20 protein-coding genes, 1 tRNA gene and 1 pseudogene are annotated in these 22594 nt (G+C 69.8%); 11 read left to right on the forward strand and 11 right to left on the reverse strand.

Annotated elements, in window-relative coordinates; translation table 11 throughout:
• Positions 1-66: 66 nt before the first annotated feature.
• The 6 genes from ACFO60_RS14930 to ACFO60_RS14955 all read right to left on the reverse strand — a co-directional run bounded on the left by ACFO60_RS14930 (position 67) and on the right by ACFO60_RS14955 (position 5472).
• A complete protein-coding gene (locus ACFO60_RS14930; protein WP_380840906.1) occupies positions 67-1014 on the reverse strand; it encodes a beta-ketoacyl-ACP synthase III in 948 nt (315 codons plus the stop codon).
• Positions 1015-1019: 5 nt separating this feature from the next.
• On the reverse strand, positions 1020-1961 hold the full coding sequence (locus ACFO60_RS14935) for an ACP S-malonyltransferase (RefSeq protein WP_380840908.1): 942 nt from the start codon (positions 1959-1961) through the stop codon (positions 1020-1022).
• Between the two features lie 117 nt (positions 1962-2078).
• Positions 2079-3188: a PucR family transcriptional regulator gene (locus tag ACFO60_RS14940; protein WP_380840910.1), complete on the reverse strand. Its 1110-nt coding sequence runs from the start codon at positions 3186-3188 to the stop codon at positions 2079-2081.
• 158 nt (positions 3189-3346) lie between these two features.
• On the reverse strand, positions 3347-3796 hold the full coding sequence (locus tag ACFO60_RS14945) for a DUF350 domain-containing protein (RefSeq protein ID WP_380840789.1): 450 nt from the start codon (positions 3794-3796) through the stop codon (positions 3347-3349).
• Positions 3797-3920: 124 nt separating this feature from the next.
• Positions 3921-5075 carry a glutathionylspermidine synthase family protein gene (locus tag ACFO60_RS14950; RefSeq protein WP_380840790.1) on the reverse strand — a complete coding sequence of 385 codons (1155 nt, stop codon included), beginning with the start codon at positions 5073-5075 and terminating at the stop codon, positions 3921-3923.
• A gap of 1 nt (position 5076) precedes the next feature.
• A complete protein-coding gene (locus tag ACFO60_RS14955; protein ID WP_380840791.1) occupies positions 5077-5472 on the reverse strand; it encodes a hypothetical protein in 396 nt (131 codons plus the stop codon).
• A gap of 209 nt (positions 5473-5681) precedes the next feature.
• Here ACFO60_RS14955 and ACFO60_RS14960 point away from each other — a divergent pair, with 209 nt between their 5' ends.
• Positions 5682-6713 (forward strand): PHP domain-containing protein, encoded by a 1032-nt coding sequence (locus ACFO60_RS14960; protein ID WP_380840792.1) that lies wholly within the window; start codon positions 5682-5684, stop codon positions 6711-6713.
• A gap of 53 nt (positions 6714-6766) precedes the next feature.
• Complete coding sequence (locus ACFO60_RS14965; protein ID WP_380840793.1) at positions 6767-7705, forward strand: helix-turn-helix transcriptional regulator; 939 nt, start codon at positions 6767-6769, stop codon at positions 7703-7705.
• 165 nt (positions 7706-7870) lie between these two features.
• On the opposite strand, the gene aceE is transcribed toward ACFO60_RS14965, so the two are convergent.
• The gene (gene aceE, locus ACFO60_RS14970) at positions 7871-10627 is read right to left on the reverse strand and encodes a pyruvate dehydrogenase (acetyl-transferring), homodimeric type (protein ID WP_380840794.1); all 2757 of its coding nucleotides are present in this window, start codon (positions 10625-10627) and stop codon (positions 7871-7873) included.
• An 827-nt stretch (positions 10628-11454) separates the two neighbouring features.
• Between aceE and ACFO60_RS14975 the strand changes: the two genes are divergently transcribed.
• The 8 genes from ACFO60_RS14975 (at position 11455) to ACFO60_RS15010 (ending at position 15717) form a co-directional block, all read left to right on the forward strand.
• Positions 11455-11649 (forward strand): DUF1918 domain-containing protein, encoded by a 195-nt coding sequence (locus ACFO60_RS14975; protein ID WP_380840796.1) that lies wholly within the window; start codon positions 11455-11457, stop codon positions 11647-11649.
• Between the two features lie 10 nt (positions 11650-11659).
• On the forward strand, positions 11660-12067 hold the full coding sequence (locus ACFO60_RS14980) for a secondary thiamine-phosphate synthase enzyme YjbQ (RefSeq protein ID WP_380840797.1): 408 nt from the start codon (positions 11660-11662) through the stop codon (positions 12065-12067).
• A 134-nt stretch (positions 12068-12201) separates the two neighbouring features.
• Positions 12202-12630: a DUF3052 domain-containing protein gene (locus tag ACFO60_RS14985; protein WP_380840799.1), complete on the forward strand. Its 429-nt coding sequence runs from the start codon at positions 12202-12204 to the stop codon at positions 12628-12630.
• Between the two features lie 312 nt (positions 12631-12942).
• On the forward strand, positions 12943-13401 hold the full coding sequence (locus ACFO60_RS14990) for a peroxiredoxin (RefSeq protein WP_380840800.1): 459 nt from the start codon (positions 12943-12945) through the stop codon (positions 13399-13401).
• A gap of 117 nt (positions 13402-13518) precedes the next feature.
• Positions 13519-13794: a hypothetical protein gene (locus tag ACFO60_RS14995; RefSeq protein WP_380840801.1), complete on the forward strand. Its 276-nt coding sequence runs from the start codon at positions 13519-13521 to the stop codon at positions 13792-13794.
• 204 nt (positions 13795-13998) lie between these two features.
• Positions 13999-15216: an ROK family protein gene (locus ACFO60_RS15000; protein WP_380840802.1), complete on the forward strand. Its 1218-nt coding sequence runs from the start codon at positions 13999-14001 to the stop codon at positions 15214-15216.
• A gap of 34 nt (positions 15217-15250) precedes the next feature.
• Positions 15251-15325, forward strand: a tRNA-Val gene (locus ACFO60_RS15005).
• Positions 15326-15543: 218 nt separating this feature from the next.
• The gene (locus ACFO60_RS15010; RefSeq protein WP_380840804.1) at positions 15544-15717 is read left to right on the forward strand and encodes a hypothetical protein; all 174 of its coding nucleotides are present in this window, start codon (positions 15544-15546) and stop codon (positions 15715-15717) included.
• Here ACFO60_RS15010 and ACFO60_RS15015 read toward each other — a convergent pair.
• The 4 genes and pseudogenes from ACFO60_RS15015 to ACFO60_RS15030 form a co-directional block, all read right to left on the reverse strand.
• The gene (locus ACFO60_RS15015) at positions 15704-17932 is read right to left on the reverse strand and encodes a beta-L-arabinofuranosidase domain-containing protein (RefSeq protein WP_380840805.1); all 2229 of its coding nucleotides are present in this window, start codon (positions 17930-17932) and stop codon (positions 15704-15706) included. The genes ACFO60_RS15010 and ACFO60_RS15015 overlap by 14 nt on opposite strands.
• A gap of 118 nt (positions 17933-18050) precedes the next feature.
• The gene (locus ACFO60_RS15020; RefSeq protein WP_380840806.1) at positions 18051-18551 is read right to left on the reverse strand and encodes an RICIN domain-containing protein; all 501 of its coding nucleotides are present in this window, start codon (positions 18549-18551) and stop codon (positions 18051-18053) included.
• 27 nt (positions 18552-18578) lie between these two features.
• The gene (locus tag ACFO60_RS15025; protein ID WP_380840911.1) at positions 18579-20141 is read right to left on the reverse strand and encodes a cellulase family glycosylhydrolase; all 1563 of its coding nucleotides are present in this window, start codon (positions 20139-20141) and stop codon (positions 18579-18581) included.
• A 234-nt stretch (positions 20142-20375) separates the two neighbouring features.
• Positions 20376-20732 (reverse strand): annotated as a pseudogene (locus ACFO60_RS15030) (cellulose binding domain-containing protein); the annotation flags it as partial.
• 483 nt (positions 20733-21215) lie between these two features.
• Here ACFO60_RS15030 and ACFO60_RS15035 point away from each other — a divergent pair.
• A complete protein-coding gene (locus ACFO60_RS15035) occupies positions 21216-22283 on the forward strand; it encodes a LacI family DNA-binding transcriptional regulator (RefSeq protein WP_380840807.1) in 1068 nt (355 codons plus the stop codon).
• Positions 22284-22594: the final 311 nt, after the last annotated feature.

Below are 22594 nucleotides of genomic sequence, written 5' to 3' on the forward strand. Positions count from 1 at the left end.
GATTTCTCCTTGGAATCGGGTGCTTCTCTTGATATGTACGGCGCCGTGCGGGCCTTCCGTACAAGCTCAGGGAATCTCCACCACTTGGCCGGCGTAGGTCAAGCCCGCGCCGAAGCCGAGCAGCAGGGCCAGGTCGCCCGACTGGACCTCGCCGCGCTCGATCATGCGGCTCAGCGCCAGCGGGATCGAGGCCGCAGAGGTGTTGCCGGCCAGGACGAGGTCCTTGGCGATGACCGCGTTGTCCGCGCCGATCTTGCGGGCGATGGCCTCGATGATGCGGAGGTTCGCCTGGTGGGGGACGAAGGCGGCGAGTTCGGAGGGGTCCACGCCCGCACGCTCGCAGGCCTGCTTGGCGACCGGGTGAAGCGCGGTGGTGGCCCACCGGAACACCGTCTGGCCTTCCTGGTGGAGGAAGGAGTCGCGGTCTTTGACGATGATGGCGTCAGACTTGTCGCCGGCGCTGCCCCACACGACGGGCCCGATGCCCGGCGTCTCGGAGGGCCCGACCACGGCCGCGCCGGCGCCGTCCGCGAAGATCACGCAGGTGGCGCGGTCGGTCCAGTCGACCCACTGGGAGAGCTTCTCGGTGCCGACGACCAGCACGTTGGTGGCCGACCCTGCCCGCACCGCGTCACCGGCGGCGGCCAGGGCGTAGCAGAAGCCCGCGCAGGCGGCGTTCACGTCGAAGGCGCCGGGGGCCTGGATGCCCAGGCGGTGGGCGACGCGGGCGGCGGCGTTGGGGATCTGCGCCTCAAGCGTGCAGGTGGCGACGACGACCAGGTCGATCTCGTCGGCGGCCAGCCCGCTGGCGGCCAGCGCCTTGCCGCCGGCCTGAACGGCGATGTCGATGTCGGTCTCTTCGGGGCCGGCGATGCGGCGCTCCTTGATGCCGACGCGGCTCTGGATCCACTCGTCGTTGGTGTCGATCGTCTTGGCCAGGTCGTCGTTGGTGACGACGCCGGCCGGTTGGTAGCCGCCGAAGGCGAGCACCTTGGCGCCCGGGGAGCCTCGCATGATCCTCACTGGCCGGTCTCCTTGCTGGTAAGGGCGTGCGCGGCCGCGAGGTCGTCGGGAGTCTTGAGCGCGAGTGTCGCGACACCGGGCAGCGCGCGTTTGGCGAGGCCGGTCAGCGTGCCTCCCGGCAGCAGCTCGATCATGGCGGTGACGCCGAGCCCGGCCATCGTGGCCATGCACAGGTCCCACCTGACCGGGCGGGCGACCTGGTCGACCAGTCGCCGCACGAACTCGGCGCCGCCGGCGACGGCCTGGCCGTCGGAGTTGGACAGCAGGGTCGCGCGCGGGTCGCCGGGAGTGATGCCGGCGGCCTCGGCCCGCAGGTGGTCGACGGCGGGCACCATGTGGCGGGTGTGGAACGCGCCGGCCACCGACAGCGACCGCAGCCTCGCCCGCGCCGGAGGCTCGGCCGCGAAGGCGGCGAGCTGCTCGCTCGTGCCGGCGGCGACGATCTGGCCGGCCCCGTTGATGTTGGCCGGCGTCAGGCCGTGCCGCTCGATGGCCGCGAGGACGTCCTCCTCGGCGCCGCCGAGCACGGCCGTCATGCCCGTCTCGGTGACGGCGGCGGCCTTGGCCATCGCCTGGCCGCGCTGCGCGACCAGGCCCATGGCCTGTTCGGGGGTGAGGACGCCCGCGATGGCCGCGGCGGTGAACTCTCCGACGCTGTGGCCGGCGAGCACGTCTGGGATCACGGGGGGCTTCGCCGCGGCGTCGCCCGGGGCCAGCAGCACCTCGGCGACGGCGAGGCCGGCGGCTACGAGGAGTGGCTGCGCGACGGCGGTGTCACGGATCTCGTCCGCGTCGGCCGAGGTGCCGTAGGAGATCAGATCGAGGCCGGCGACGTCCGACCATGCCGAAAGCCGGTCACGCAGACCGGGGATCTCAAGCCACGGGGACAGGAAGCCTGGGGTCTGGGCGCCTTGCCCTGGAGCGACGATGACGAGCACAAAATCCACCATGCCCTGTAGGAGTTCACCACACTGCTAATGATCCGTACGAACTTTATCGGTGGGTCTTTGTAGGAATCCTCCAGCGAAGGTTTCCGGACCGTTACCGAACCATGGTTAAGTTACGGTTGCCTGCGACAGCCGTCCGAGGATCAGGCCGACCTGCAGAGTGAAGGCGGACCGGCCCTCGGTGGGCTGGTAGCCCGTCAGTTCCGTGATCTTTTTCAGACGGTAACGCACCGTGTTCGGGTGGACGAACAACAGACGGGCCGTGGCTTCCAAAGATGTGCCCTGCTCCAGGTAGGTCGCCAGAGTGTCGAGCAGCGGAGTGCCCTCCAAGGGCTTGTAGACGTTCTCGATGAGCTGCTCGCGGGCGTCCTCGTCGCCGTCGATGGCCCGTTCGGCGAGCAGGTCCTCGGCGAGGACCGGCCGTGGCGCGTCGGGCCAGCCTTGCGCCGCCCGCAGGCCCGCCACGGCCGCGCGCGCCGAGTTGGCCGCGGCGTGCAGGTCGGCCACCTCGGGGCCGATGACGATCGGCCCGGGGCCGAAGCGCGGCACCACGTGCCTGGCGGCGTCCTTGATGCTGCCGGCGCCGCCGACGATGACGATCAGGCGGTCGCCCTGCACCCCGGCCAGCAGGTCGTGGCCGAGCCGCCGGCCCTTGTCGCGCATGCCGTCGATGACGGTCTGGGGGTCGACGTCCGGGGCGTACCCGGCGAGCACCACGACCGGGGAGGACGTCCAGCCGAGCGCCGCCGCCCATGAGTGCAGCCCGTCGTCCACCTCGCCGCGCACCAGCGCGTCCACGATGAGGGCCTCCAGGCGGGCGTCCCACGCGCCGCGCACCTCCGCCTCGCGCGCGTAGACGTGCGCGGCGGCGAAGGCGACGTCGCGGGTGTAGCGCAGCATCGCCTGCCGCAGGAGCTCCTCGCCGCCGGGCGCCGCGAGATCCTGCACCTCGGCCTCGACCACCTCGACGACGACGCGCACGAGGTCGACCGTCTGCTGCAGCGAGACCGAACGCTTGAGCTCGCGCGGAGCCGTGCCGAAGATCTCGATGCTCGGCGTCGGCCTGCCCTCGTCGGCGTGCTGGAACCACTCGACGAAGGCGGCGATGCCGGCCTGGGCGACCAGGCCCACCCACGAGCGGTCCTCCGCCGAGAGCGCGCGGTACCACGGCAGCCGTTCGTCCATGCGGGTCATCGCGGCGGTGCCGAGGGTCCCCATCGCCCGCTCGAGCCGTCGTGCGGTGTCCTCGCGTACCCGGTCATTCACATCCCTAGGGTGCCAGGTCAGCGTGAGTGCGACAGCCCTACGTGCGCTATGTCACGCCGTGCGACGGCCCTACCTGCGCATTGTCGCCGCCAGGCGGCGGCCCGCGTGTGCTAGATCACCGCGACGGCGGTGATCAGCCCGATCACCACGTGGGTCACGGCGAGCAGGACGGCGCCAGGCTGCAGCGCCGGCTCGCGCACCAGGTCGCGCACCGAGATGCCGGCCACCCGGTCGAACAACAGCATGCCGAGAGCCTGCACGACGATGCCGGTGAGGCCGAACGCGAGCGTGACGAGCAGCCCTTCCTGCAGCGCGCCGCCCGACGACCAGATGGAGGCGGCGACGATCAGCCCGACGGCCGTCAGGCCGGAGGCGGCCAGCAGCGCCGCGTTGGGGTTGCGGTCCTGCTGGATCAGCTTGCTGAGCCGGCCGGGCGTGGCGAGGTCGACGACGTAGAAGCCGGCGATCAGCAACAGGACGCCCAGGACCGCGTACGCGAGGATGGCGAGGGCTCCTCGTCCGAGCGCCTCCCCGAGGGGGGCGGCGAGCGCGATGGTCAATTGGTGCTCCTTGGGCGTGCTGGGCGGGGGGTGGGAGGGACGGCCGACGCGACGCGATGCGGTGCGGAACGGATCAAGTCGGGCTGCGGTGCGGGGGTCACGGTGCGATGCGGTGCGGGACGGGTCACGGTGCGATGCGGTGCGGGACGAAGGAGGAGGAGTCATCGGTGATCAGGCCGGAGGTCTCCCGGATGCCGAGCCCCGCGGCCTCGTCCCCGACGACCCAGGCGCCGAGCACCGGCCGCCAGCCGTCGAAGTCGGGCAGAGCAAGGAACTCCTGGTAGACGTGGCCCTCGGCGCCGTAGGAGCCCTCGGTGCTCTGGGCGCCCTCCGGGGTGACGATGCGCATCCCCGCGCCCTCCCGGCCGAGCAGCGGCTTGACGATGTGGGCGCGCAGGTCGCGCGGGCCGTCCAGGTAGGCCGGGAGCAGGTTCGGATGGCCGGGGTGCATCTCCCACAGGACCGCCAGCAGCGCCTTGTTGGACAGGAGCATCTTCCACAGCGGTTCGATCCAGGTCATGGACACCTGCTGCCTGACGGCCTGCGGCCCGAACGGGTCGGCGACCGCCCACTCCCACGGGTAGAGCTTGCACAGCGTGCGGATCACCCGGTTCTCCATGTCGACGAAACGCAGCGCGCGGGGGTCCCAGCCGATGTCCTCCATGGCGACGGCCACGGTGGCCAGCCCGGCCTGCTCGGCGGTCTCCTGCAGGTAGCCGAGCGTCATCGCCTCCTCGCCCGTCTCGTCCATGTTGGTCCAGGAGAAGTGGGCGGGCCCGCTCTGCAGCGGCAGCTCCCGCCACCGGTCGATCAGGCGCTCGTGGATGGAGTTCCACTGGTCGTCACCGGGATGGACGTCCTGGAGCCAGAACCACTGGACGATCGAGCTCTCGACGAGGCTGGTCGGGGTGTCGGCGTTGTACTCCAGCAGCTTGGCCGGCCCTCGCCCGTCGTAGCGCAGGTCGAAGCGGCCGTACACGTGTGGGTCGCCGCGCCGCCAGGACGCCTCGATCTCCGGCGCCACCCAGTCGGGGATCGCGAAGTCGCGGTAGCGGCCGGCGGAGATCACGTGCTCGACGGCCGCGAGGCACATGCCGTGCAGTTCATCGACCTGGCTTTCCAGGGCGAGGATCTCCTCCATGGTGAACACGTACTGCACGCCCTCGTCCCAATAGGGCCGCGCGAGATGGACCGGGTGGGCGGAGCGGTGGTAGGCCAGGCCCTGCGCCTCGATGGTCTTCTCCCAGCCGTCCCGCCGCGTGGACGCCTGCCTGCGCATGTCAGCTCCCCCCGATGCCCCGGCCGCCGAAGCCGCCGCGCTGGAGCACCGTGCCCGACCGGCTGCTGATGTGGGCGCCGGCGGGTTTGACGGTCGTGCCGTGCAGCACCCGGCCGGCCTGCCTGACCCCTCCGTAGTACCAGCCGTAGGCGCCGTGCGAGCCGTGGTAGGAGCCTCCGGCGCGGTCGTCGTCGCAGCGGTCGTCGTCCACGACCGGATAGGACCCGTCGGCCCCGCGGCCGCCGAGGTCCACGCAGTCGGCGGAGACCCGTTCGGCGAAGGTGTCCTGGGCGGCGCAGAACCCGACCACCAGCGTGGAGAGCAGGCCCATCGCCCCCAGGGTGATCACACTGGAGGACAGCTTCCTGCCGCCGGCCGGCACCGCCGCGGGGTTCATCGCCAGTGGATGCGACGGCCGTGTGCGCTTGGGCGGCCGGGGGTTCGCCATCGGGTTCCGTCTCTCGAAAAAATGTGGGCAAAGCCTATGATTCATGTGATCAACGGAGCAAGTCTGGGTGAAGTTTCCCGAATCCTGGTAAATGGCGAATCACCGGGCGTATCGGGCGACGGCCGCGGGGCCGCGGGATGCTGGGTAGATTCGCAGCTGTGGAACCGGTCGAAGCGCTGAAGCGGATCGCCTTTCTCCTCGAACGGGCCGGCGAGCCGACCTACCGGGTGCGCGCCTTCCGCGGCGCCGCCGCCACCATCGGCGAGATCCCCCGAGGCGAGCTCGTGCGGCTCGCGCGCTCCGGCGGGCTGTCCGACCTCAAGGGCATCGGCAAGGTCACCGCCCTGGCGATCGCCGAGGCCCTGGACGGGCACGTGCCCACCTACCTGCGCCGCCTGGAGGACACCGCCGGCCTCGACCTGGACGAGGCGACCGCCGCCCTGCGCGCCGCGCTCCAGGGCGACCTGCACAGCCACTCCGACTGGTCGGACGGCGGCTCGCCCGTCGAGGAGATGGCCGTGGCGGCCCGCGGGCTCGGGCACGCCTACCTGGCGCTCACCGACCACTCGCCGCGCCTCACCGTCGCCCGCGGGCTCTCCCCGGCCCGGCTGCGCGAGCAGCTCGACCTCGTCGCCGCGCTGAACGAGAAGCTCGCGCCGTTCCGCGTCCTGACCGGCATCGAGGTCGACATCCTGCCCGACGGCTCGCTCGACCAGGAGCCCGAGCTGCTCGACCGGCTCGACGTGGTGGTCGCCAGCGTGCACTCCAAGCTCAGGATGGACGCGGGCGACATGACCCGCAGGATGGTCATGGCCGTCGCCGACCCGCGCGTCGACGTGCTCGGCCACTGCACCGGCCGCATCGTCCAGGCCGGCGGGCGGCGCGGCGGGCTGCGTCCCGAGTCGGCGTTCGACGCCGAGATCGTCTTCGAGGCCTGCCGCCGGTTCGGCGTCGCCGTGGAGATCAACTCCCGTCCCGACCGGCTCGACCCGCCCAAGCGGCTGCTGCGGCTGGCCTACGAGATGGGGTGCCTGTTCTCCATCGACTCCGACGCCCACGCTCCCGGGCAGCTCGAATGGCAGCACCTCGGCTGCGAGCGGGCCGTGCGGTGCGGCATCGAGCCCGCCCGGGTGGTCAACACCTGGGCGCCAGACGCCCTGCTCGCCTGGACCGCCGCCACCGCCGCCTGATCCGGCCACCCGCGTCCGGCGCGAAAGCCGGCCGCGCGGCGTAGGTTCGGGATGTGAACCGTACCGATCGGCTGTACGCCCTCGTCGAGGAGCTGCGCGCGATCTCCCCCCGGTGCCGGTCCGCGGGCGAGCTGAGCGAGCGATTACAGGTGGGCGTCCGCACCGTCGAGCGCGACATCAAGGCCCTGCGCAAGGCGGGTGTGCCCGTACGCGCCGAGGACGGCGGCCGGGGCGGCTACGCCCTCGACGAGACCGGGACGCCGTCCCCGCTCGGCCTCACACCCGACGAGGCGGTGGCCGTGGCGATCGCCCTCAGCAGGGCCGCGAGGCGTCCCCTGGCAGGCGGCGCCCGCACCGCGCTGCGCAAGCTGAAGGCCGCCATGTCCGCCTCCGCGGGCGCGCGCCCGCCGGCGGAGTCCGGCGAATCCGGCGAGTGCGGCGAGCCGGCGGACGCCGCGGCGCTCGCCGCGCTCAGAGACTTCGGCGACGTCGAGAGCCCCGCCACAGGTACCACCGGCTCGGCGAAGCCCGCCGATGCCGAGGCGGCCCCGGGCGCCGAGGGTTCAGGGGGTGTGGACGCCGAGCGTTCAGGGGGTTCGGGCGTCAAGGGTTCAGGGGGTGCGCAGGGCGCCGGGGGCGCGGGCTCGGGGGGTGCGGCGGGCTCCGTGGGCGCGGACGGCGAGCGGCGGGCGGCGGTCGCGCGGGTCATCGACGAGGCGTTGCTCCACCGGCAGGTGGTGCGCATCACCTACGACGCCAAGTCGGGGGAGGTCACCGAGCGCGATGTCGAGCCGGGCGTCTTCATCGGCGGGCGAGGCGGCTTCTGGTATCTGGTGGGGTGGTGCCGCCTGCGGGAGGACGTGCGGGTGTTCCGGCTCGACCGCATCGCCGGCGCGGCGCTCACCGACGAGCAGGCACACCCCCGCCGTCCCCTGGAGGAGTACGCCCCGCACATCCCCGACCTGATGGCCCAGGACCAGGCGCGCGGCTGACCACGGCCCAGGACCAGGCGCGCGGCCGGCCACGGCCCAAGACCGGACGCGCGGCCGGCCACGGCGCGGGACCGGAGGCGCGGCCGGCCACGGCGCGGGGGCCGGACGCGCGGCGGGCCCCCGCGCGCATTCGCACGGGGGCCCGCCGTAAGCCGTCCAGAAGGGTCAGACCCCCATGGACTGCGTCTCGTTGCTCTCAGGGGTCGTCTGGGCGACCGCCTCGGTGACGCCGTTCTTCAGGTGGTAGCGCGCGATGGCCTCGCGCAGGACCTCCTGCTTGACCTCGCCCCGCCTGGCCAGCTCGGTGAGCACCGCCAGGGTGATCGACGCCGCGTCCACGTGGAAGTGGCGGCGCAGCGCGGACCGGGTGTCCGACAGGCCGAAGCCGTCGGTGCCGAGCGAGGTCCAGTCGCCGGGCACCCACCGGGAGATCTGGTCGGGGACGGCGCGCATGTAGTCGCTGACCGCGACGAACGGGCCACTGGCCTGCGACAGCACCTGGGTGACGTACGGCACGCGCTGCTCGGCCTCGGGGTTGAGCAGGTTGTGCTCGTCGCACTCGAGCGCGTCGCGGCGCAGCTCGGACCACGACGGCGCCGACCACAACTCGGCCGCCACGCCCCACTCTTCGGCGAGCAGGCGCTGGGCCTCCAGCGCCCAGCGGCCGGCCACGCCGGAGGAGAGGATGTTCGCCCGCGGGCCCTCGATGTCGGGAGCCGGGGCGAAGCGGTAGAGGCCCTTGAGCACGCCCTGGACGTCCAGGCCCTCGGGCTCGGCCGGCTGCAGGTAGGGCTCGTTGTAGACGGTGAGGTAGTAGAAGATGTCCTCGGGCTGCTCGCCGTACATGCGGCGCAGGCCGTCCTGCACGATGTGGGCGATCTCGAAGCCCCATGCCGGGTCGTAGGACACGGCGGCGGGGTTGGTCGAGGCGATCAGCGGCGAGTGGCCGTCCTCGTGCTGCAGGCCTTCGCCGTTGAGGGTGGTGCGCCCTGCCGTCGCGCCGAGCAGGAAGCCCCGGCCCATCTGGTCGCCGAGCTGCCACATCTGGTCGGCGGTGCGCTGGAACCCGAACATCGAGTAGAAGATGTAGATCGGGATCATGTGCTCGCCGTGGGTCGCGTAGGCGCTGCCTGCGGCGATGGCCGACCCCATGGAGCCCGACTCGCTGATGCCCTCGTGCAGGATCTGGCCCTCGACCGACTCCTTGTACGACAGCAGCAGGTTGCGGTCGACGGCCTCGTAGGTCTGGCCGTGCGGCGAGTAGATCTTCGCGGTCGGGAACATCGCGTCGAGGCCGAAGGTGCGGGCCTCGTCGGGAATGATCGGCACGAACCGCGCGCCGATCTCCTTGTCGCGCATGAGGTCCTTGAGCAGGCGGACGAACGCCATCGTGGTGGCGACGTTCTGCTTGCCCGAGCCCTTCTTCAGGATGTCGTAGACCTTGTCGCCGGGGAGCTTGAGCGGCTTGGCCCGCATGACGCGCTTGGGAAGGTAACCGCCCAGAGCCGCCCGGCGCTCGCGCATGTACGCGATCTCGTCGTCGTTCTCGCCCGGGTGGTAGTACGGGGGCAGGTCGCCCTCGAGGTCCTTGTCGGGGATCGGGAGATAGAGCCGGTCGCGGAACTCTTTGAGCTCGGCCTTGCTCATCTTCTTCATCTGGTGCGTGGCGTTGCGCGCCTCGAAGTCCTTGCCGAGGGTCCATCCCTTGATGGTCTGGGCGAGGATGACCGTGGGCTGGCCGACGTGCTCGCGGGCCGCCTTGAATGCCGCGTAGACCTTGCGGTAGTCGTGGCCGCCGCGCGACAGCTTGCGGATGTCGTCGTCGGACAGGTGCTCGACCATCTTGCGCAGGCGCGGGTCGTCGCCGAAGAAGTTCTCGCGGATGTACTCGCCGGACTCGACGGAGTAGGTCTGGAACTGCCCGTCAGGGGTGGTGTTCATCTTGTTGACGAGCACGCCGTCGACGTCGGCGGCGAGGAGCTGGTCCCACTCGCGGCCCCAGACGACCTTGATGACGTTCCAGCCCGCGCCGCGGAAGAACGACTCGAGCTCCTGGATGATCTTGCCGTTGCCGCGTACCGGGCCGTCGAGCCGCTGCAGGTTGCAGTTGATGACGAACGTGAGGTTGTCGAGCTCTTCGCGGGAGGCGAGGCCGATGGCGCCGAGCGACTCGGGCTCGTCCATCTCGCCGTCGCCGAGGAAGCACCACACGTGGCTGCGGCTGGTGTCCTTGATCTTGCGGTTCAGCAGGTAGCGGTTGAACCGCGCCTGGTAGATCGCTCCGATCGCCCCGAGACCCATGGAGACCGTGGGGAACTCCCAGAAGTCGGGCATCAGCCTGGGGTGCGGGTACGACGGCAGGCCGTGGAAGCCGTGGGAGAGCTCCTGGCGGAAGGCGTCGAGCTGCGACTCGTTCAACCGGCCTTCAAGGAAGGCGCGGGCGTAGATGCCGGGGGCGGCGTGGCCCTGGATGAACACCTGGTCGCCCGACTCGCCGTGGTCCTTGCCGCGGAAGAAGTGGTTGAACCCCACTTCGTACAGCGACGCGGCCGAGGCGTAGGTGGCGATGTGGCCACCGACGTTGGTGCGGGCGTTGGCCCGGGTCACCATGACCGCGGCGTTCCACCGGGTGTAGGCCCTGATGCGCCGTTCGACGTACTCGTCGCCCGGGAACCAGGGCTCGCGCTCCGGCGGGATGGTGTTGATGTAGTCGGTGCTCCGCAGCCCTGGGACCCCCACCTGATGCTCGCGCGCGCGCTCGAGCAGGCGCAGCATCAGATATCGGGCTCGGCTACGACCCTCCGTCTTGACGACGGTGTCAAGCGACTCGAGCCATTCCTGGGTCTCGCTGGGGTCGACATCAGGCAGCTGGCTGGGTAGGCCGTCGCTGATGATCGAGAAACGCTGGCGTCCGGAAGCCACTGGGTCTCGCCTTCCGAGGATGGACTGGTAAGCCTCTTCTTCGATGTCTAGGTCGCCTTCCATCCTGGCCGCTTACTCCGGAAAGTGCATCTCTACCGTCCGGTAACCAAGATGTCCCTGCTGGCAGGGCCGCAAATCTGGCCTAGACCACCGATGGTAGGACGATTTTCGCAGGACGCAACAAAGCATATCGATGCGGGGGTCCGTTCCGGTCCCCCCTGAGCCCCCCTGAAGGGTCTCCGCACCTCCCTGCCTCCCCTGCCGGAGAGAGTTCGAACCCCGCTCCCGCGCGATGAGCGGGACGTCCCCCCATCCCGCGCATCGTGCGGGCGGCCGTCCGCCCCATCGCCTCCGCTCCGCCCCATCGCCTCCGCTCCGCGCCGGAGCTTCCCGCGAGAAGCTCCGGGTGACCGTGGGCCGAGGGCCCGGGAATCGGGCTGATCCGTCGGGCCGCGGACCCCGCCGGCGTCCCCCTCTTCCCGCCGCGGCCCTCGTCGCGTCCTTGCCTGCCTGGTTCCGCGAGCGGGCGCCGAGGTCCGGCCCGCTCGCCGACGAGATCATCGGCCCAAGAAGCACGGTCTCCACGATGAGCACGGCGGCCGCGGTGACCAGGACGTGGGCGGCCGCGGTGTCGCGGACGCAGGACGCCGCCGTCCGCGCTCGCACCCCCGGGAGCCGCACTCTCCGGAGCCGGAAGCGGCACATCCGCGAAGGGTAACGTTTCGGTGTTTATTTCCCCTCCCTCCGTCGGGGGAGGGTCTCTCCCTCTTTCCTCCGGGAACGAGCCGTATGAGCGTGGAAGCGACCGCGAGGAAGGAGGGATCGTCGTGTACGCGACCATTGGAGATCGGCTCCTCGTCCACGGGAACATCGTGGGGGAGAGGGACCGGCCGGGCTTGATCATCGAGGTCCGGGGACCCGACGGCTGCCCGCCGTACGTCGTACGCTTCGACGACGGGCACACCGGTTTGGTGTTTCCAGGCCCGGACGCGATTGTCGTCCCAGTTCAGCGGGGATCATAAGATCCGTCAGGTGAGATCTCAGACGTTCGAGGTGAGGACCGGGAACAGGGAACGGGTGCACGACATCACCCGGCAGTGCGAGGAATTCGCGCGCTCGTGCGGGGGAGACGGGTTGTTGCACGTCTTCGTGCCGCACGCGACGGCGGGGGTGGCGCTGCTCGAGCTCGGCTCCGGCAGCGACGACGATCTCCTCGGCCTGCTGGGCGACCTGCTTCCAGCCGACGACCGGTGGCGCCACGCCCACGGCTCGCGCGGTCATGGCAGGTCACACGTGATGCCGGCGCTCATCCCGCCGTACGCGACGGTTCCGGTCCTTGACGGGCGGCTGGCACTGGGCACATGGCAGTCGGTCGCCATCGTCGACCTCAACGTCGACAACGCGGAACGGCGTGTTCGTTTGTCGTTTTTGTCGGACTAACAGATAACGGTGCGGGTCACCGGTCGTGGCGACCGTTGACGACGATGGGTCACAGCGTGTGGACTGTGCCGAAGCGGCCTCGCAGGGGCCGGCGAACCGCATTGGGCGGGGCCATCCAAGCAGGAGGGATAAACGTGAGCGCGACCGCGGGTCAGGCGCAGGGCGAGCGCGGCCTGGCCGAGCGACTCGGTCTGAAGCCGGGTCAGGTGGTGCAGGAGATCGGCTGGGACGAGGACTCCGATGAGGAGCTTCGCCAGTCGATCGAAGAGCTGACCGGCAACGAACTGGTCGACGAGGACTCCGAAGAGGTCATCGACGTCGTGCTGCTGTGGTGGCGCGACGGGGACGGGGATCTGTTCGACGCTTTGAGTGATGCGATGGCCGGGCTGGCCGACGGAGGTCAGATCTGGCTGCTGACCCCGAAGGTCGGGCGGGACGGCCACGTCGAGCCGAGCGACATCGGGGAGGACGCCGCCACGGCGGGCCTCTCGCAGACCAGCAGCGTCAGCGCGGCCCGAGACTGGTCGGGCACGCGACTCGTCGCTCCCAAGGGCCGCCGTTAGCCCCACTGGCCGTCGCCAAGGTGTCCGGTCGTCGTCACGGCGTCCGGAACGACGCCTGACCAGCCCGGCCGTTCACCGGTCGTCCGATCACCCGGGGGGTGTCCGGAGGTGCACCGGGGCGTGCTGCCGTCTTCGAGCGTCCAACTCATCAGGGCGTCGCCGCGGCTCTGCGACTTTCCGCTTCCTGCCGTACGGCTTACACAGGCCGTACGGCAGGCATGATGCTCTCGGTGTGCCGCCGGACGCGCAATCGCGGGAATCCGTTCATCTTCTAGGAACCTTCTAGGCGTTTTCGGTGGGGAAAGGACCGGCATGGCCGTCGAGGTGGGAGACAAGGCGCCGGACTTCGAGCTGCAAGATCAGCACGGCGCACCGGTGAGGCTGAGCGGCCTTCGTGGTGATCGTGTGCTGCTCGTGTTCTACCCGCTGGCCTTCAGCGGCATCTGCCACGGAGAGCTGTGCGCCGTTCGCGACGAACTCGTGACCTCGGTGCCGGATGATGTGCGGGTACTGACCGTGTCGGTCGACTCCCTCTTCAGCCAGCGGGCGTGGGCCGACAAAGAGGGCTTCACCTTCCCGATGCTGTCGGATTTCTGGCCGCACGGCGAGGTGGCACAGGCGTACGGTGTCTTCGATGAGCAGGGAGGTCGCGCCCTTCGCGGCACTTTCCTCATCGACGGCGAGGGTGTGGTCCGCTGGAAGGAAGTGAACCCGATCCCCTCGGCGCGCGACATCTCCGGGTACCGCAAGGTGCTCGACGAACACTCCTAGCGAAGCGCGCCGGGCGGCGGCCCGGCGAAGACGAAGGCGGTGGCGACGATGCCCTGCTATCGGTGCGGCGTCCGGCAGACGGATCCGGTTCGGGGCGCGAGCCCCTGGCGGCGCGGCGTGCGGCGTGAACGGCAGGTGCTCATCTGCCCGTCATGTCAGCGGGAGCATGACCTCGATCTCGATCTCGACCGCTGCGGATCCTGCGGCTCCACCAAGCTGATCTGCAGGCTCGGCGAGGTCGAGTGCCGCTCGTGCGGGGCGGTGCGGCTCGCGCAGGGCGGCGAGACCGATCCCGGCGAGAGGCACTCCCTGGTACGGGCCGGCGCCCCTGGCCTGTCAGAAGAGGTCGAGGCCGCCCTCAGCCGCGTCCTCGGCCGTCATCCGGCCTCCTGACCGGCCGGCACCCGTCCCAGGCGCAGGCCACGGCCGGGTCGAGGCACGTCCTCGCACGGTTTTGACTCATGCCCCTATATGGGCAAAACTGCGCGGGAATGCGCAATTTGGCGGGCCGTTCCGTGGCCCGCCGGGGATCGTGGAAGTGGGGAACACACCGGTGCACGAGTCCGGCCACGCGAGTTCGTCCACCGGAGCGACGGCATGAGCCCGAAGTCCTACGTCGTCGCCCTCGACGTCGGCGGCACCTCCATGAAGGGCGGACTGGTCGCCTCCGACGGCGAGGTCCTGCTGACCGACCGCCGCCCGACCCCCCGCGACGAAGGCCCCCAGCGCGTCATCGAGGCCATCCGCACCTTCATCGACGACCTGGCCCGATCCGGCCGCACCCTCCCCTCCCCGACCACCCCCACCGACACGACCGCGCCCACCCCCCGAACGCCCCCCACCGCCGGCGGCTCCCCCGGCACCGCCCCCCGGACGCCCCTCACCCCCGGCAGGCCCTCCGGCGGTACCGGAACCTCTTTCATCTCCGATGTGCCATACGGCACCGGAACACCCTTCACTTCGGGCAGGCCCTCCGGCGGCCCCGAGTCGCCCGTCACCTCCGGCATGCCGGCCGGCGTCGGCCTGGCGGTCCCGGGCCTGGTCAACTCCGACACCGCCCTCTACGCGGCGAACATCGGCTGGAAGGACGTCCCCGCGACCGAGTTCACCTCGCTCGACGTGCCGGTCCGGCTCGGACACGACGTCCGCACCGGAGGCCTGGCCGAGCGCGTCCTCGGCGCCGGCCGATCCGAGCCCGACTTCCTGTTCCTCCCGATCGGCACCGGCATCGCCGGCGCGTCCATCGTCCACGGGGAGCCGTACGGCGGCTCGGCCGGGTGGGGTGGCGAGATCGGCCACATCCCCGTCTTCCCCGACGGCGAACGCTGCGCGTGCGGCCAGGTCGGCTGCCTGGAGACCTACGCCTCGGCCGCTTCGGTGGCCCGCCGCTACAGCGAGCGCCTCAGCCGCGCCGCCTCCCTGCGCTCCCTGACGCCACCCCTCACCGGACCCGCCCCCGCCGCCGAGGACGTCGTGGCCCTGGCCATGCGCGGCGACCCCCACGCCTCCGCCGTCTGGGACGAGGCACTGGAGGCCCTCTCGCTCGCGCTGGCCTCCTACACCCTCCTCCTCGACCCCTCCTCGATCGTCATCGGCGGCGGCCTGGCGGAAGCGGGCCCCGCCCTCTTCGAGCCGCTGGCCGAGCGCCTGCAGTCCAGGCTCGGCTTCCGTCCCGCCCCGCCACTGCGCCACGCGGCCCTCGGCATGAACGCCGGCATGCTCGGCGCGGCCCTCCTCGGCTGGCAGGCGGCGGGCATCCCCGACGTGGGCTCCACCTGGGCTCTCGATGTGCTCAGGTCGCCCTCCGTACCGTAAGGTGTAGCCCACCTGCCCTCCACCAAGGGCATCCGGGCGCTTAGCTCAGCGGTAGAGCACTCGCCTTACAAGCGAGGGGTCACTGGTTCGAACCCAGTAGCGCCCACCAGCCAAAACACCCCGTCTCTGATCCAGGAAACGGGGCGTGGGCTCCCTCCGAAGAAGTGGGTGTCCCCACAGGTCACTTGCTTCCCTCTAGATCACTCCTTACACACCTGGAGAGATACCCCCGGACGTGCATCCGGCATGTCGTGGTCCGACAGCAGAGACGCGAAGCTATGCCGCAATTCCCCTGGTGCCCAGGCCTTTCCGTTGAATCCGGCATCGTTGAGCACCTTGCGGGCGTCGCGGCGCATGTTGTGGGCGGTCACGCGGGCGCCGCTGCTGGTCGAGAAGACCAACGCAACCTGTGACCGCAGCAGGATGAGCTGCGCCGCCGGTGGCCTGGGCGAGACGCCGGTGATCGCCGTGCCCACCTCCACCGCCGTCAGGTGGCGGTGATGGTCCAGAGGTTGTTGGTGTTGCTGTTAGGGGCCCACATGCCGACGGTGGAGCCGGCGGAGGTGTTGCCCATGCCGTCCAGGGCGGTACCGGTGCCGCGGTTGATGATCTGGTAGCGGCCGTTGCCGGTGTTGTTGAGGCGCCACTGCTGGTTGTTGCCGCCGTTCCAGGCGTTCTGCCTGGCGGGAGCGCCGTTGGCGGCGTTGCCCCAGCTGTCGGCGACCATGCCGTTGGTGCGGTTGACGATGCGGTACCAGCCGCTGCCCAGGTCGACGAGCTGCCATTGCAGGTTGGTGCTGCCGTCGTAGTTCCACAGTTTGAGGTTGGAGCCGGAGGCGACGTTGCCGCCACTGTCCAGGACCAGTCCGGTGGTGACGTTGGCGATCCGTGCCCAGCCAGTGGGGACGCCGCTGGTGCCGCCGCCGGTGTTCCAGTAAACGTTGTAGTTCACGGCGTGGGCATCGTAGAACGGGATCAAAGGGACGGTGGATCCGTTTGCGGTGGCCGTGAACGTCAGGGCCGTGCCGCTGGTCCGGGTCACGGACGCGGTGGCCAGGGCGGGCGGCGCGGACAGCGCGGTGCCGCCGTAGTTCCCGGCCAGCACGACCGGCCCGTGGGTGACCGCCGCGATGTTCGGGTTGTCGTTGGCGGACCTCATCACCACGCTCATGGGCAGGCGGACGGTGACGGTGTCGCCGGAGGTCCAGGAGCGGGTGAGGCCGGCGTACGAGCCCGGCGTGGTGCTCACGTTCTCCTGGACGCCGTTGACGCTGATCGCGGCCCCGAAGGCCCAGGCCGGGATGCGGACCCGCATCGTCCACGACCCCTCGGCATTGCCGGTGACCTGGAGGGTCGTGGTGTCGCTCGCCGGGTAGGACGTCGTCTGGGTGACCGTGATGCCGCGCTGGGTCCAGGACAGCACCGACGGGGCGAACAGGTTCACTATCAGCGTCGTGCCGTTGTAGAAGTAGATCGAGTCCGCGAGCTTGGTCTGGGTTTCCAGGCCGGTGCCCTGGCAGCACCAGAAGGAGTTGTAGTCGGTGCTGTAACCGCCGTTGTTGGAGGCGACGCCGCGGCGCCCGCCGGGGTTGAGCGGTGTGAAATAGCAGACGTGGCCGTGCGCGTCGGCGGGATTCTGCTGGCCGATCATCTGGTTGATCAGGGCCCGTTCGTAGTAGTCGAACAGATCGGCCCGGTCCGGGTACAGCGTGAACAACTCCCGGGTGAGCTTGAGCATGTTGTAGGTGTTGCAGCTCTCACAGGTGTCGTTGGTGAGGTACGCGGCGATCGCGTTGGGCGGCCTGAAATGTTCGGCGACGCTGTTGCCGCCGATGGCGTAGCTGTGCGCGCCGACGGTGAAGTTCCAGGCATTGGTGGCGATGTCCCGGTAGCGGGTCGTCCCGGTGGCCTTGTACTCCCGGGCGGCGCCGATCCACTTGGGGATCTGGGTGTTGGCGTGCAGGCCGTTGAGCTGGTCGGAGCCGGCCGCGAGCGGGGTGAAGACGGCGGCGTGGTCGAACCGCTGCGCCGCCGTCATCCACCGGGCGTCACCGGTCTGCTGGTAGAGGTCCGCCAGCGCGGCGTTCATGCCGCCGAACTCGGTGTTGAGCACGGCCTGCATCTGCGAGGCGCTGAGCCGGCCGGTGCGCCAGTCGACCCAGCCCGCCATGTTCGTGGCCACGGTGAGAGCTTTGGCGTTCCCGGCCAGCGCATACTGGTCGAGCAGGCCCGCCAAGATCTTGTGCAGGGTGTACCACGGAGCCCAGACTGTCTGGCCGCTCTCAAGCCGGTCGAAGAAGTTCTCCGGGAACGCCGACAGATAGCCCGCGTGGTAACCGCGCCCGGGCGAGGCCGCCTGGCAGCTCGCGAGCGCGTCGACCATGTAGTCGCCCTTGCTCTTGTACGCCGAGTCGCCCGTGATCGCGTATGCCTGGGCGAGGGCGGTCAGCACGTGCCCGGAGGAGTGCCCGCGCAGTTCGATGCCCGGTGCCTCCCAGCCACCGCACGGCTGGGCAGAGCTGGAGAGGCCGGCGTTCGTCCGGAAGGTGTGCAGCAGGCGGTCCGCGTCGACGAAGCGCAGGTACGTGAGTGTGCGGTTCTGGTTGTCCAGCCAGCGGCCGGAGGAGAGCCGGACCTGGCCGAGGGGGAACGCGTACGCCGACACGCCGATGTCGGGCCGGGCCGCGGAGGCCGAGGCTGCGGCCGCGGGCGTCATGGCGTGGTGAGGGCGACATCTCTCATCTCCTGAGGGTGGCCATGTTGAGGCGGGACGACACCACCCCGCCGGTCGGGCCATGTGCTGTCAGCGTTCGCGGGCGGCCCTTGTCACAAGATCAGCTGCGGGTCCACTTCTGGTTGTTGCCACCGTGGCAGCTCCACAGGATCACCTTGGTGCCGTTGGCGGTGCCGGCGGCGTTGGCGTCCAGGCACTTGCCGGACTGCACGCCGGTGATGCTGCCGTCGGTGTTGAGGGTCCACTGCTGGTTGGTCCCGCCGTTGCAGTCCCAGATGACGATCTGGGTGCCGTCGACCGTCCCCTGGCCGTTGGCGTCCAGGCACTTGTTGCCGTAGACCCTGAGCTCCTTGGCGGAGGTCGGCGTCCACTGCTGGTTGGCTTGACCGTTGCAGTCCCACAGCTGTGCCTGCGCGCCGTTGGATTGGGAGGCGTTGGCGACGTCCAGGCATCGGCCGGCGTTGACGTGGCGCAGCGGGCCGGTCGTGACGGAAGGCGTCTTCATCGGCCCGTTGAAGGTCGGCTTCACCACGTACGCGCAGGAGCCGTGCCCGTGCCGGCGCGGAATCCCGACGGGGTTCGGCGGGTGCCGTGCCCGCATGGTCACGGCACCCGCTCGTGCTGATCGTCAGCTGGTGCCGCCGGTCACGGTGGTGCCGGATTTGGTGATGTAGTACGTGAGCTGCTTTCCACTCCAGAAGTGGAAGGTGAGAGTGACGCGGCCGTCGTTGACCTCGGCGAAGAATTCGGGCTTGAGAAGGATGGTGCCGGCGCTGTAGTCGGGCTGGAAAGAGCTCCAGAACTCCTTGAACGACGTCCAGTTGGCCGGTCCAGCCCCGCTGCCGTCGGCGTACTTGGCCTCCATGGTGGCGAGCTGGTCGCCGCGGAACTGGGTGGGAATCGCGAACGACGACGTCGTGCCGGTGGCGGCGGCCTGCGTCGGCGTGTCGGAGGAGATGATGCTGATCTGCCACGGCGCGCCCTGGGAGAAGCGGGCCTCTATCGTGGCGTTCACCCCGTACGCCCGGTTACCGGCAAGCCGGGTGAGGGCGGACGACGTGAGCGTCAGCGTCGTGCCCGACACGGTGTAGTCGGTGCCCTGGGCCAGAGCGGTGCTGCCCTGTCGCAGTCCCTGGAACGTGGTGCCGTTGAGGTTGAGCGTGAGCGTCCGGCTCGGGATCGTGCCGGTGCGGGGCAGGTACACCTGATCGGAGGAGGCGGTGCCCGAGCGGGTGGTCCAGCTCGCCTTCATCATGTCGAACACGACCTGGTCCCGCCATCGCAACTGGTTCCTGTCCAGGAACGAGCCCGCGTCCCAGAGCATCGTGGTGAGGTTGCGTGTGCGGGCGTGGTACCCCACGGCCTCGATGAACTTCAGGAACTCGCCGCGCTCGATGATTCCCGGGCGGGTGTAGTCATAGGCGAGCAGCGCCCACTCCCCGACGATCACCGGGATGCCCCGGGAGACGAACGTGTCGCGCACCCGGTCGAACGAAGCGGTCAGGTCCTGCTCGACGTTGCTGTCGTACTTGGTGCCGCCGGCGATGTTCACGCTGAACGGCCACCAGCCGTAGAAGTGGACCGTCGCGGCGAGGTTGGGATCGCGCAGAGAGGAGAAGGTGGAGCTCAGTACGTCCAGGCGGGGCTGTTCGCTGCTGGTGTGCAGCGTGGGCAGCACCAGGACACGGGTGGCGTTGGTTCCGCCGGTCTGGCGTACGAGGCGGACGAACGCGGTGTTGAGCGTGTTCACCAGCTGATCGCCCTGGGCGTCGTCGGACGTGCCCGCGAACTGCGGCTCGTTGATGCTCTCGAACAGGAGCTTCGGTGAGTAGTCGCGGAAGGTGCCGGCGATCTGGCGCCACAGCGCGGTGTAGCGGTTCATCACCGTCGTGGAGTCGGCGGGGTAGGTGTTGATCCACTGCCACGAGTCGTGGTGCAGGTTGATCAGCACGTAGAAGCCCTCGGCCAGAGACCAGTCGATGACCTGGCGGACGCGGTTCAGCCACGCGGAGTCGATGGTGTAGTCGGGCGCCGCGCCGTGGTGGTTGCTCCAGGTGATCGGGATGCGGATGCTCTTGTACCCCTGGGACCGCACCTGGTGGAGCATGGCCTGCGTGGTGAGCGGGTTGCCCCACGACGTCTCGTCGGGGATGGCGTCGAACGTGTTGCCCAGATTCCAGCCGGGCTGCATGGCGGCCACGATGGCCATCGCATTGCCCGGCGTAGGCGTAGGCGTAGGCGTAGGTGTGGGCGTCGGCGTGGGCGTGGGCGTGGGCGTCGGTGTCGGCGTGGGGGTGGGCGTTGGTGTTGGTGTTGGCGTTGGGGTGGGTGTCGGCGAAGGTGAGGGGCTCGCCACTCCACCGGTGCACTTGACGCCGTTCAGCGTGAAGGACGTCGGCGCGGTGTTGGCGCTGGACCACGACCCGTTGAAGCCGAACGAGACCGTCGCGTTGGTGGCGATGGTCGCGTTCCAGCTCACGTTCGCCGCGGTGACCTGCGCTCCGGAGGAGGTGACCGTCGAGTTCCACGCCTGGGTGACCTGCTGGCCCGACGGGAAGGTCCAGGCGAGCTTCCAGCCGTTGATGGGATCACCCAGATTGTTAACGCTAACATTCGCAGTGAATCCGCCTGGCCACTGTGATGAGACGGTGTAGGTAACGCCGCAGCCCGCGGCGGCGTTCGCGCTCACGGCCGTCATCATTCCCGTCGGCACGAGCGCGGTCAGTGCGGCGAGGACCGCGCCGATCCGCAGGCGGACCCCCCGTAAGCTGTGCAGTTTCATTGCTCTCCCTCGATGGCGTCAGCCTTCAACGGCGCCGATCGGCAGTCTCTCGATGAGGAGCGGTCGGCTCCAACCGCCGAACCACCTTGAGCGTGGAAAGTTCCTGGCCAAATATTTAGAAACATAAAGTAGGTGTCGACCATATTTCCGTCCACCCGCCCTCGGCCCCGTCGACCTACACGAGCGACCCGGAAACCTGAATCCTTCACCTCGCCCCGACCGTCGATCGGTCGGCCGACTCGATGACCATTGCTTTTGTGGTCGATGCCGGTTTGGGGCCGTTGGACGTGCAGAAAGTATCGCGCTGAGTCTCCGTGAATGTTTCAAAGCCACTGTGCGCATGACGGTCGCCCCGCGTCCCATCTCGCCCCAGGCCGGTCGACCGGGGTCGATCCTCGACCTGAACGCGCAAGTCGCCGTTGCGGGCGACGGGTTATCCTTGCGCCGTGAACGGGCCTTCGCGCGGTGCTGACCGTGGGGGCGATGACGAAAGGGGCCAGGTTGTCCTACGCCGAGTCAGGCGGAATCGTCAGCGACCCGGAGCACCCGAAAGGCGACCCGACCCGACCCGTGACCATCTCCTACATCGCGGAGACGGCCGGAGTCTCGATCCCGACCGTGTCCAAGGTCATCAACGGCCGTCCCGGAGTGGCCGCCGACACCCGCGCCCGTGTCGAGGCGCTGATCAGCGAATACGGTTACCGCAAGACCAACCGCAGGAACGTGATGGAGCTCGTCTTCGGTGAGCTTGAGGACATGTGGGGCATGGAGATCATCCGCGGCGTCGAGCGGGTGGCCCGTGAACAGCGCGTCGGAGTCGTGCTGACCGAGTTCGGGCCGCCGCGGGATCCGGCGGGACATCCGATCGGCGACACGCTGGCCCGTCGTCCGGCCTGCGTCGTCACGGTCGCCCAACTGTCGCAGGAGCAGCGTGAGGAGTTGCAGGCCAAGGACATCCCGTTCGTGGTCTTCGACCCCACGATCGAACTGCCGGACGGCGTCCCGTACGTCGGCGCGACCAACTGGGCGGGAGGCCGGTCGGCGACCCGCCATCTCGTGCAACTGGGACACCGCCGCATAGCGATGATCGCCGGACATGACCGGATCATTTGTTGCCGGGCCCGGCTGGACGGCTATCGCTCGGCCCTTGAGGCCGCGGGCCTGTCCGTGGACACCGACCTCGTCGTACGCGCCGAGCTGACCACAGAGGGTGGACGTGTGGCCGCGCTCGGCTTGCTGAGCGGACCTGAGCGACCCACTGCGATCTTCGCCTGCAACGACCTGCAGGCGCTCGGCGTCTACCAGGCCGCCCGGGAGCTGGGGCTGCGGATACCGGCGGACGTGAGCGTGGTGGGCTTCGACGACCTGCCCGTCGCCGCGCTCGTCGATCCTCCGCTGACCACCGTCCACCAGCCGCTCACCGAGATGGCCGCCGCCGCCACCGAGTTGGCGCTCGCCCTGGGGCGTGGTGAGGAGACGCCACAGATAGGCCTCGAGCTGGCCACGACCCTGACGGTTCGGGAGAGCACCTCCTCGCCGGCCGATCAGTGACCGGTGGGCCCGGCTTCACCGGGCTCATGGCGCATCGATGGAAACTTTCAAATCGTTGACGGAGAAATTTCGTTCGAACCGGGGAGCTCCGACCGTCTCTGAGCCGTGAAACGCCGCTGTGGCCCGCCACTTCGGCCGTACCGGGCGACGACCTCACCGCAGCGGGACTCCTTGACACCATGGCGGTCCACGGTGATCGTGGCGCCGACGCCATCGAATCGATTCCGTAAGGCGCGCTTGCGTCCATGACCGCCCGTGCCTGCCGTACCGCAGGCATCTCCTCGGTTCACCTCCCGGGCCCACCGAACATC

Source organism: Sphaerisporangium dianthi (assembly GCF_042654065.1).
In the GTDB taxonomy this organism is placed as follows: Bacteria; Actinomycetota; Actinomycetes; order Streptosporangiales; family Streptosporangiaceae; genus Sphaerisporangium; species Sphaerisporangium dianthi.